This window comes from Streptomyces sp. NBC_01261 (genome assembly GCF_036226385.1).
Classification (GTDB): Bacteria; Actinomycetota; Actinomycetes; order Streptomycetales; family Streptomycetaceae; genus Streptomyces.
The window spans coordinates 8,740,331-8,751,756 of the sequence record NZ_CP108463.1 but is presented as its reverse complement, the minus strand read 5'-3'; the positions used below and the strand labels follow the sequence as shown (position 1 = coordinate 8,751,756).

At 68.9% G+C, this 11,426-nt stretch carries 5 protein-coding genes and 1 pseudogene; 4 read left to right on the top strand and 2 right to left on the bottom strand.

The features are described 5' to 3' along the window. Positions 1-90 precede the first annotated feature (90 nt). Genes OG226_RS38980 through OG226_RS38965 form a run of 4 tightly spaced genes read left to right on the top strand, consistent with a single transcriptional unit; the run spans position 91 to position 6,321 of the window. On the top strand, positions 91-912 hold the full coding sequence (locus OG226_RS38980) for a TnsA-like heteromeric transposase endonuclease subunit (protein WP_329351558.1): 822 nt from the start codon (positions 91-93) through the stop codon (positions 910-912). After that, complete coding sequence (locus OG226_RS38975) at positions 912-3,197, top strand: transposase (RefSeq protein WP_443066943.1); 2,286 nt, start codon at positions 912-914, stop codon at positions 3,195-3,197. The genes OG226_RS38980 and OG226_RS38975 overlap by 1 nt, the downstream gene beginning before the upstream one ends. Beyond that, positions 3,194-4,477: a TniB family NTP-binding protein gene (locus tag OG226_RS38970; protein WP_329351555.1), complete on the top strand. Its 1,284-nt coding sequence runs from the start codon at positions 3,194-3,196 to the stop codon at positions 4,475-4,477. The genes OG226_RS38975 and OG226_RS38970 overlap by 4 nt, the downstream gene beginning before the upstream one ends. A 14-nt stretch (positions 4,478-4,491) precedes the next feature. Then, complete coding sequence (locus OG226_RS38965; protein WP_329351554.1) at positions 4,492-6,321, top strand: TniQ family protein; 1,830 nt, start codon at positions 4,492-4,494, stop codon at positions 6,319-6,321. A gap of 60 nt (positions 6,322-6,381) precedes the next feature. Here the strand turns inward: OG226_RS38965 and OG226_RS38960 are convergent. Beyond that, positions 6,382-6,651, bottom strand: a pseudogene (locus tag OG226_RS38960) (transposase); the annotation flags it as partial. Between the two features lie 20 nt (positions 6,652-6,671). Continuing rightward, positions 6,672-11,366, bottom strand: coding sequence for a DEAD/DEAH box helicase (locus OG226_RS38955; protein WP_329351552.1), 4,695 nt, complete (start codon positions 11,364-11,366; stop codon positions 6,672-6,674). Positions 11,367-11,426 lie beyond the last annotated feature (60 nt).

Below are 11,426 nucleotides of genomic sequence, written 5' to 3'. Positions count from 1 at the left end.
CAGTTGGCAAATCTTGTCCCGTCACGCTGTGTTGCGGGCAGTACCGGCGAAACGCCCCCGTTGCCGGTCGAGTGATGCTTCTCTGGAGGAGTGGGCGAGGCAGCGAGAGCGAAGATCCCGTCGGATTCAAGTCAGCTGGACCACCTTGTCACGGCGTACGACGGGGACGCCGGACTGCGGGATCGGCTGCGGCTCGGGGACGACTGGCCGCGTCGGTGGAGTTCGACGTGGCAGGTGGGCGCCGACGAGGTCTGCTGGCCGGTCCGGGACATGGCTCATGTACCGGTGATGTCGTCCCGGCCGATGCGGGGGTTCACGTGGCGGGCGAAGCAGCGGCACCGCCCCGGCCTGGAGGCGATGGCGTCAGCGGGCGGGAAGCACGGCTTCGAGTCGCTGAAGGAAGTGAGCCTGCTGGTCGCGCTGGACTTCTTGAGGGCATCGGAAGTGCTGTCGCAGCCGTTCCGGCTGGACTTCGAGCATGCGGGCGGGCATTCCTGGCACATCCCGGACTTCCTGGCCGTGATCGGCGGTGGGATGTGGTTGTTGGACGTCCGCCCGATGGAGCTGATCAAGGAAGTGGACGCGCTGAAGTTCGCGGCGGCCAGGGAAGTGGCGGCGGCCTGCGGCTGGCGGTACTCGGTGGTCGCGGGCTGGCGGCCGCATGTCTGGAGCGTGCTTGACCACTTGTCCTCCCGTCGGCGGCCGGCGAGGGACCTTCTCGGCATGCGCGAGCAGCTGCTCACCGCTATCAGCGGGCAGCAGGGGCAGGCGATGGCGTTCTCCGACCTGGCGGAGGCGACCAGCGTGCCTTCCGTTGGCCGGGCGAACATCGTCCGGCTGCTCTGGCACCGCGAGCTCGGCGTTGACCTGGGCAGTCCGTTGCGCCACAGCTCCCTGATCTGGGCGGCGTGATGGCAGCGAGGGGGTTCTTGCAGATCGCGCCGGGTAGACGGGTCGCGCTCAATGGCGTCGAGTGGACGGTTGACGACGTCCACGGCCAACTCGGCCGGCTCGTCCTCGTGGATGACGACGGCCGCGCGGAGACCCGCTCGTTCCGTTGGCTCATCAATCATGCTGATCTGCGGCTTCTTCCGGCGGTCGAGTCGGGGCGCCCGCCGCCGGTCGCCCGGCAGCCGAGGACCCTGGCCGACCTGACCAAGGACCAGTTGGAGCGGGCCCGGCTGCGGGCGGCGCACGTGCTGGAGGCCGAGACGGGGTTCCGGGAGGGCCACCCGGCTCGGGCCCTGCCGGGTGAGCCCCGGCCGGCCTACGACCCGGACCGCACGACGTTGACTCAGCGTCGGTACGTGAAGGCTGCGGAGATGGAGGCGATGCCCCGTCCGGAGGCGGTCCGGTGCGGTCTGCAGCACCTCAGCTACCGGACGCTGGTACGCCTGTCGGGACTGGTGGGCGACAGTCTCCTGCTGGCCTGCGCGGACGGGCGCTGGACACGGCGACGCAGCGGGCACCGCACCATCACGAAGGAGGTCCGGGAGGCGATCTTCGCAGTGAAGGCCGAGTGCGTCCCACGCGCCCGTCTGAGCCAGGGTGCCAAGCACCGGTTGATGCACCAGTACATGCGTGAGCGGTTCCCGACGTTTCCCGCTGAAAAGATCCCTTCCCGCTGGACGCTCGCGGCCGTCTGGAAGGAGTGGTTCGGGCCCGGCGGAGCCCGGCCGCGTTACGGGCGGACGGCGGAGGCGGCCGCGGAGGCCGGGGTCTCCGGCCGGATGGTGGTCCACCGGCCGGGCCAGGTTCTGGTGCTGGACTCGACCCCGATGCCGGTGAAGCTGCGCGAGACCGTGTTCGGCGACGCGATCACCGCGACACTGACCCTCGCACTCGATCTCTACACGCACGGGCTGCCGGCCTTCCGGCTCACGCTCCAGTCCGACACCTCGGTCGACATCGCGATGCTGCTGCGGGACGTGATGCTGCCGCTTCCGATGCGGGACGGCTGGGGCGAGGACATGGAATGGCCCTACGCAGGAGTCCCGGCCGAGGTGATCGCCGAGTTCACCGGGCACCGGGTCGCCGCTCTGCCGTTCTTCGCCCCGGAGACGGTCACCACCGACCACGGCGGCCCCTACAAGAACCACGACCTGGTGGAAGCCGAGACGGAGATCGGCTGCCGGATCCTGCCTGCCCGCGTCCTGCGGCAGACCGACAAATACGCGGTCGAGCGCCAGTTCCACACCATCCAGACCATGCTCTTCGAGCACCTGCTGGGATTCACCGGCGGTGACGTCGCGGACCGCGGGGCCGACCCGGAACGCGATGCGAGCCTCACGCTCGCGCAAGCCGAGCACATCATCGCGACCTGGATCGTCCAGATCTGGCAGAACCGTAAACTAGGTGAATACGCCCCGAGTTGGGCGCCGGGCGAGGACCACAGCCCCAACACCCTGTTCGCTGCCGCGATGGAACAGGGCGGCTTCGACCTGGACTTCCCCGAACCGAGCTTCTACTACAAAGTCCTGCGCAAGCACCACGTGAAGATCCATCCTCGTCGCGGAGTGAAGATCCTCGGGCTCTGGTACCACCACTCGGTCTTCGACGAGCCGCGCTTCCAGCAGCCCTCCGCCCGGGGCGGCAAACACGCGGGCAAGTGGGTGGTCCGCAGCGACCGGAGGGACCGCCGGCAGGTGTTCTTCCAGGACCCTGCCGACCACGAGACCTGGCACATTCTGCGTTGGAGAGGACTGCCGCCCGAAGGTGAGATCCCTGCGTTCTCGGACAAGACTGCCGACGCCCTGCTGACACGCGTGAGGGCGAACAAGATCAGGATCCATTCCGAGAGCGAGCTCCTGGAACATCTGCTCGCGATCCTCGGCTCGGTCACTCCAGTCGACCAATGGCCCAGCCAGGCCAAGAAGGAGGCCGGAAAGAAGCAGCGCGTCGCCCAGGCCCGCGAGATCACCCGCGCACAGGCTGCGGCCGCTGACCGCCCCGCCGCACCCGCCATCGCGGATGAGCCAGCTCCGGCTGAGATGCCCGCGGCCTGGGCCGAGCACGCCCGCACGATCGACCATGCGGTCGACGCCGACCGCCGTCGACGACGCGAAGAAGCCCTCGCCGACGTCAAGCCCGTGGCCCCGGCAACGCTGCACGAGGCCCTGAACCGGCGCCCCATGTTCCGGCTTCCGCCCCCCGACGACTCGGAAGCCGATACACCTGTCCAGGAGGACGGCACGTGACCCGAGCCCTCTCTCACGATGATCCGCTGGACGGTCTGCCTTCACGAGCCAGGATCGCCGAGCTGATCCTGGGCAGCCGCCCGCCCCTCGACACCTACGCCGGCTGGCAGCACTACCGCACCCACTACGACCTCCTCGTCCCCGCTCCGACGATCTCCCCGCAGCAGTGGTCGATGCTCCCTGAGCGCCGCCAGTACGACTACGACCTCTACCGGGAACTGACGAACGCGAACCTCCCGCTGCAGGACACCCCCATGCACGACAAGGTCGGCAAGCTGATCCGGCGCCGGTTGAGCGGCAACACGAGGAAGAAGAACGACCCGACCCGCGCCGGCGTCATGATCAGCGGCTGGGGCAACTACGGCAAGACCGCGTCTGTCTGCTCAGCCGGGGCCGTCTTCGAAAAGCAGTGGCTGGAACTCCACAGCCACCTCAACCCCCAGGCTCTGCCGGGCACCCGTGATCTCCACGCACCGATCGTCTATGTCTCGACCCCGGTGACAGCAACCCCGAAAAGCCTTTGCACGTCGATCTTAGGCTTCTTCCGGGCCCCGACCCGCAAGTCGGCCACGCTGCCGGAACTGGTACGGCAGGTCGCCGACTCCCTTTATGACCATGGCGTCAAAGCTCTGATTCTGGACGACATCAGCCGACTGCGGATGCACAGAGCCGACGACCAGGACGTCCTCGACCTGATGCGGGCCTTTATGAGCCTGGACGTCACTCTGATCCTGACCGGCGTCAACATCTCCGGCATCGGGCTGCTGCGTGAGGCCAAGTGGAACAAGAAGACCCGGCAATGGGAGATGCCACTGCTGGAGTCGACCCGCATCCACGGTTTGGAAGTCACCCAGACGGAACACCGCTTCGAGCTCATCGAGATCGACCGGTTCCGCTACACCACCCCGAAACAGATCGCGGCCTTCGTCAACCACCTGAAGGGAATCGAGAAGCACCTGCGGCTGATGAACGCGACGCAGGGCATGCTCACCGGCGGCGGTATGCCGGAGTACTTGATGCGTCGCACCGGCGGTGTCATCGGCCTGCTGGGCCGCCTGCTCGAAGACGGCGCCCAGGAAGCCATGGAGTCCGAGAAGGAACTGATCGACGAGAGCCTGCTGGACGAGATCGTGCTCCGGCGGGATTGGCCCGAGCAACCTCCGGACGAGCCCGTCATCCCGGCCGCCCCGCAGACCGCCGACAAGAAGACCACACAGGCGAAACGTCCCCGGAACACCGTTTTCGATGACCCTGGCCCGGCTGCCCGCGCGGGCGCCTGACGGGTGAAGCCACGATGCATCCACTACCCCGGAGTCTCGAACCTGCCTCAGGAGAGTCCCTTGTCAGCTACCTGCTTCGACTAGGGCATCGCCTCAGCCTCCCGCCTCTGCAACTGATCCGTGCGGCGGGCTGGACCGATCGCGTCCAAGCTACTCACATCCCAGGCAGTCTGCTGCTGGATCTCACCGGGCCGGAGGCCCAAGGATTCGCCCGACTGACCCGCCAGACAGCCGAGGAAGTGTCGGCACTGACACTGAAACAGTGGCGAGACCGGTATCCCCCCATCGCCTGGTCATCCGTGCCCGGAGCGGGACCGAAGAGGCCGGACCCATGGCTTTTCGTCGGCTCCCCGCGATATTGCCCCTCCTGCCTGGCGGGCGACGGCACCCCGGCCCAGCAACTCCACGGCGGCCCCTGGCACAAACTCTGGCACCTACCCATTGTTTTCAGCTGCGTAGAACACCAGACCTATCTGGAAGCAAGCTGCCCGCACTGCGGGCAGCCGCGCGCCATATCAGGGCGCCTGATCGAGCGGGCCAACGATCACAGCCTGCACCCAGCGCAATGCCGGTGGACGATCGACACCTCAACGCAGAAACGAAAGTCCCGCGCCTGCGGCGGCAGACTCGATCAGCGAGTTACTACGGATCCCGGCCGTCAGCCACACCCGACACCGGGCATCCTTCGCTTCCAGCAGTCCCTGCTTGCCCACCTGGAACCGCCGACTCCGGCCACGGACGCATCCGAATACTTCACAGATCTCCGGCTGGCCACCGCACTGATCGGCCTTACTTGGCCAGTAGGGCAGCATCTTCTCGACACCACCCTCTCCAGGTATGTGACCGCGTACCTCCACTCCACTTCAGAGAATTTCGGCACCAGCAAGGGTCTGCAGCACCATCGCTTACGCGATGTACCGCCCCGTGATCCGATCGCCTGTGCCGGACTCCTACGCGCCGCACACTCCTTACTCGAAACAAGCGATCTGTCCGAGCACCTTTCCCAGCTCGTCCACACCCCTGGAGAGCGGCCGACACGCACGCCCTGGGTACGCATCTACGCCCGCCATGAAAACTCGTGCTCGCGGCGATTCCGAGACGCGGCCGAGCCATTGACACGCACCTACCGCAAAATCGGCGGCCCACAAGGACTCCGAGCACCGCTGCGGGACGACTACCGACCAGAACACATCCCGGCATACCTGGAACCGGACTGGCATGAAAGGTACTTCGCACCCATTGCCGGAATCGCCCCGAAGGTCTTGCGTCGAACCGCTGCGGTCCGGCTCGTCCAGTGGGCCATAGGCGGACCCCTCGATGAGGCCGCGACTTACCTCGGCATAGCCCCGGACCGCGTGCGGTTCAGATCCAACACCGACTTCCAACGCTGGGAACGCGCGGGACGCAACCCGGCCGAGTTCGAACGGGTTCTCCGCGAGCTCAGCGCCGAACTCCGAGCACCCCACCGACCGCTCATCGACTACCAGCGCCGACGTGAGGCACTCAGAGACTGGGCTCTGCCTCCTGACGAATGGGACGCCCTGGTCAGCGAGTTACCACCCATCCCCGGCCCCATTCGGCCGGCAGTCGGCGACCGCAAACGTCAGGACGCCTCCGTATTCATCTGGGTACAGGTCACACAAGGCGAGCACCTCTTCGCCCCGCGCCCCATTGAAGCCGAACAGGCTCAAGACGTCCAACGCGAATGGGCTCTTCGCCGCAACACCACCTGGTACAACCTCGTCCGGCCAGATACCTTTCGGCACTACGCCGACCTACGGAAACTCCTCGCCGAATATGCCCAACAGCTCGCCCGGGACATCGACTCGGGTGCAGGCAGATAACCAACGGTCATCCAGTCGGGTGGCCCGAGGAGATCTCGCCCTCGGGCTCCACAGATCCGGGACGCCGGCCCGCGCGGCCAGGATGGCTGCCGCGGCGGCCAGCTGCGGCTTGGTGCGGGAGCCCGGGTCGCTGCGCTTCTTGGGGAAGTGGTGGGCAGGGCTGTAGGGCAGCGCGTGCAGCGGGTAGTACAGGCGCTCGTCCGCCCACAGCGTGGTGACCGTCACGATGCCGTTGTCGGTCTTGCCCAGCCGGCCCAGCCACTGCCGGCCGGTGAAGGCGGTCCTGGTGCCGTCCTTGCGGTCGCCGGAGTCGTCCACGACCAGCACTCCGTGGGCGGCGTCTCATCCCCTCAGCTCGCATTGCCAGTCAGGGCATCGAGGAGTGCGATGGCCTCGCGGCGGCTCAGCAGCTCGTGGAAGCGCTCGTTGCGGAAGTTCCGCAGGCACGCGTAGCAGCTGCTCTCCGGGCCGCACTCGCAGGCAGCCACCCGGGCAAGCGCGGCAGAGACAACCGGTACGAGCCGCTCGCCCATGGACACGGCGTTGCCCGCGCCCCCCGGAGTGGTGTCGAAGAGCAGCAGGGACGGCATGCCGTCGGTGCCGGTGTGAACCGTGCCGTCGATGTCGTCGCGGCTGATCTCCAGGCGCGCGGCGGCGCCTTCGAGCAGTGCGTACAAGCCGGAGCGCAGACGGGCCGGGGTGGCGGTCAGGGCTGTGAGCGGGTCCAGATGGATCTGGAGAAAGTCGGTCTGGTACCGGTGAGCGAGGGAGACGACGCGGAGGGGACCAGTGCACTGGGTGTCTTTCAGCAGGTGCGGGTGGCCGCCGCGCAAAGGCCCGGCCTGAGCGTGCGGACGGCCCCAGCCGCACCAGTCGCAGATCTGGTATCCGGCACCGGCCGGTCCCTCAGAGACAACCACCATCTCTCCCCGGGTGCCCGCCGACCAGAGCGTGGTGTGGCCGGAGACGAAGGTGATCGCGCCTTCCTGGAGGTCGGCGGTGTCGGTGGACATGTGGACGTCGCCGTACCAGGACCGTCGTGGCGGGGTCTGCCCCGGGCGGCGCTGTGGTCCGCGCGCGGCGACGAAACCGTAGACCGGTTCGACGTACCGGCGTTGCGCAGCCGCGGGCTGCGTGCCGCAGGCGGCGCAGACGGGGTCCACGGGTTCGGTGGCCTCCCGGTAGCGGCCGCAGGCCGCGCACACGGCGTAGTGGCGGCTGACCAGTTCGCGGTCCGGCAGCCGGTAGACGCCGGCGGACGCCCACAGGTGGCCGCCCGCCACGATCTCGGCCCCCGGGGCGTACTCGTGGACGGCGGCGCTCAGGTCACGGGTGAGTTCGAGTTGCCCCGAGACGGCGCCACCCTCCTGGGGGATGCGCAGTTCGACGGTGTCCACGGGGAAGCCGTACTTGGGCAGCACGTTGCGGTTGGCGAGGACGCCGAGCAGTTCGCGTTGGGTGAGGTTACGGATGACCTTCTCGTACATCTCCGCCTGCCGGTACTTGCGGGCGACCGCCGCTTGGTCGCGGCGTTCGCTGTACGAGGTGACGTCCTGGTCGAGAATCTGCTGCGCGGCCCGCAGGAGCCGGTCCAGTTCGGCGACCCAGTCGCCGGAGTCGATGCCGATCTCTTTCTGGACCTGGTTGGGGAGAACCCGGCGCAGGGAGGCCATGACGCTGTCCGGAACGGGGGTCAGCCAGTCGCGCACCGTGTGGGCGGCGATCTCGCCGGTGGTGTCGTCGGGAAGGAAGAACTCTCCCGCCTTGCGCCAGATCCGGCCCCGCTCGTCCTTCATGGCACGGAAGAAGGCGGCGAGCGCGATGGAGTGGGCGTGGCGGCGGTCGATCCGGACGTTGTCGACGGGGACGATCGGGGCCCGTACCTCCCCGGCGATCATCCGCTCGGGCTCCGCGAACCGGGCGAGGTCGTGGGGCCGCCGCTGCGCGTAGGTGAGGACCAGCGCGGCCGAGTCGACGCGGCGGCCGGCGCGGCCGGCGCGCTGGACGTAGTTGGCGGTGGAGGGCGGCATGTTGCGCAGGACGACGGCCTGGAGTTCACCGACGTCGACGCCGAGTTCGAAGGTGGTGGAGCAGGACAGGGCGTTGACCTGCCCTCGGACGAACTCCCCCTGGATCTCGGCGGCCTTCTCCCCGGTCCACTGCGCGGTGTGCTCCTGGGCGCGCAGTGGAACGGGGTCGAACGTCAGGTAGAGGCGCCGCAGGTGCTCGTCCGTCTCGGGCGACGGCTTGAAGTCCTCCAGGCGTCCTGTGCAGCGCAGCGTCGGGCACACACCGCGCACGGACAGCGCGGTGATACGGCGGCAGCGGTCACAGACGTACAGCGGACCGCTGTCCGCCGTCACCGGCCGCAACCGCAGCCAGGTGTGGTCGAGTCGGCGGACGACGCCGATCCCCGGTTGGCTTTCGGACGGCAGCCAGTCGGCGAGGTGACCTGTCGTGAGGTCGGTCCACAGGCGGTTCAAGACATCGAGGGCGGTGGCCCGTCGTTCGCCCTGGTGGCCGAGGGCGTCGAGCACGCGTACGAGGTAGTCGACGCGTCGGTTTGAGGCGCTCGCGGCGCTGGGCAGCCAGCTGATCACTCTGCGCTTAGCCTCGGAGCCCTGGGAGCGGACCCAGATGGGCCCCTTGCGTGGGGCGAACGCCTCGTCGCCCGCGTCGACGTCCTCGGGCATGGCGAGCGCACCCTGGTTGCGCAGGGTACGCAGGAGTTCCTGCAGCAGCAGCCATGCCTCGTCGTCCGTGAGGCCGAGTGAGGTGAGGGCGGCGGGCGGCTGCCAGAACGGCTCGCGGTCGATGTCGATCCGGAGCAGGCCGAGGCCTTCGAGTGACTGTCGGTCGTCGAGGCTGAGCACTTCCTGCATCACCCACAGAGCCACTTCGCGCTGCTTGGCCTGGCGGGAGTCGTTGCGGCGGAAGACTCCGGCGCGGTCGGCGGCGCGGATGGTGTGGGCGACGAGGTCGTCAATGTGCAGGGGCTCGTCGGGGTCGGGGCAGCCCTGTCGGACGGCCTGGGTGATCAGGCGCCGGTGCTGGATGCGGGTGTAGGAGTCCTCCAGGTAGGGCGCGAAGTACGCGGCGGCCTGTCGGCTGTCGCTGAAGAACAGCAGCTTGCGGCCCTGTCCGGGCAGTGCGGCGGCCGGGCCGTCGGTCGCCGGAGGCAGCGCCTGGTAAAGGGCGGTGCTGAGGACGGCGGCCGAAGCCTCGTTGCCCGCCTCGAACAGGCGGATCATGCCGTGACCACGCGCTCCGCAGGCGAGGCATGCGGCCGGGGTGCCCTCGTGGGTGTCGAGTTGGTGGACTCGGCGCAGTTCGGTGCCACCGCATCCAGGAGCGGTGCAGGATGCCGTGGCCGCGGGGTGCACGGCCGCACAGCGAGTGCACAGTCGGCGTTCCTTGAGGCCGCCCTTGGCGTTGTCGCCGAGTGTCTCGTCGTCCTCGTCGGCACCGGTGTCCGAGCCGTCCCCGTCGAGGAGCAGCCAAGTGTGGGGGCTGTCGGGAGACTTGCGGTGTGCGAGGCGGGCCTGTGCCCCCTTGCCGGTGAGGGTGCCGTGCAGGTGTACGGCACCGCAGCGGCGGCAGGCGCCCACCTCGAAGGAGGGGCGGGCACACCGCGCGCAGGTCTCGTGGCGGGCCAGGTCGAGGTGGGGGCCTGCCGGGTCGAGGCAGGTGAAGGCGCCTTCCGTGGCGCGTGCGAAAAGGTGGTAGCGGGCGGAAAGCACGGGAGCGCCGTCGGTGTCGGTCACCTGGCTGGCGAGTTGGATGAGCGCGGTGACCGCCGCGGGTCCGACGGGGTCACCGGGAAAGACGTCGCGGGCGATCTCGTTCACGGGCCGGGGTCCGTCGGCGAGGGCCCGGCGCAGAGCCACGGTGCCGGCCTCGGCGGCGAGGGCGGTGGCCGCGGTCGTGTCGGCGGGCAGGCCGTGCATGCGGGCGGCCGACACGATCTCCGGTCCGGGGTCGGCGGTCGTGGCCAGGCGCAGGTACTCGGTGGTCGGCAGCGGTCCCCAGTGCGGGCCGTCGGGTGTCCCGACCCGGGTGGCGGTGACCAGGTCCTGGGCGGCGGGTTCGCTCGCGTCCCACCGGAAGGGGACGTCGAAGAGGGCCTGGGCGAAGGCGGTGACGGCGGCCGGGTTCTCCTCCGCGCCGACGGTGGCACTGGTGGCGATGGCCTGGATCTCCCGACCCTGCCCCACACGGTCCTTCAAACGGCGCAGCAGCATGGCGAGTTCCGCGCCGCGCGCTCCGTCGTAGACGTGGGCCTCGTCGACGACGACGAACCGCCAGGAACCCGCCTGTTCTCCCTCGAAGAGGTCCATGTCCTGGGGGCGGAGCAGCAGGTACTCCAGCATGGCGTAGTTGGTGAGCAGGAGGTGGGGCGGTGTGGCGCGCATCTCGCGTCGGCTGAGCAGTTCGTTGGGCAGGCGCGGTTCGCCGGGGTTGAGCTGCTCGAAGGTGTCGGCGGCGCGCTGCGGATCGTCCTTGGTGTCGCCGGTGTAGCGGCCGAAGGTGATGTGGGGGGCGTCGGCGAGAAGTCGGCGCAGTCGCTTCATCTGGTCGTTGGCCAGGGCGTTCATCGGGTAGAGCAGCAGGGCGCGGACACCGGGTCCGAGGGTGCCGCGGGCGTGTTCGGCGGCAAGGGCGTTGAGGACGGGCAGGAGGAAGCTCTCGGTCTTGCCGGAGCCGGTGCCGGTGGCCACGACGAGGTTGTGTCCGGCGACGGCCTTGCGCAGCGCCTGTTCCTGATGCCGGTACAGGGGACGGTCGGCGGGCAGTGCGGGGCCGGTCAGCTGCTGGAACGCGGGGTCGAGTACGCCCTCTGCGACGAGCTCGTTCAGGGTGGCGCCCGGCGCGTAGGCGGGGGTGGCCTCCAGCAATGGCCCCTTGGTGAGCAGCGGGCTGGTGTCGATGGCGTGGGCAAGGGCCTCGGCCAGGCGGGGCTCGCGCAGGGGCAGCAGGGAACGCAGGTAGCGGCGGTAGGTGTCGCTGATCATGCGGGAGGTGGCGAGCGGGTCGAGGCTGTGCACGGGAGGCTCCGATGTGACGGTCGGCTTCGGACGAGCGGTGGGGCGGTACCGGTGCGGTAC

What these genes read in the sequence shown, in the direction of transcription:
- OG226_RS38975 (WP_443066943.1), top strand. Translation starts at nt 912, where the DNA reads ATGGCAGCGAGGGGGTTCTTGCAGATCGCGCCGGGTAGACGGGTCGCG.
- OG226_RS38965 (WP_329351554.1), top strand. Translation starts at nt 4,492, where the DNA reads ATGCATCCACTACCCCGGAGTCTCGAACCTGCCTCAGGAGAGTCCCTT.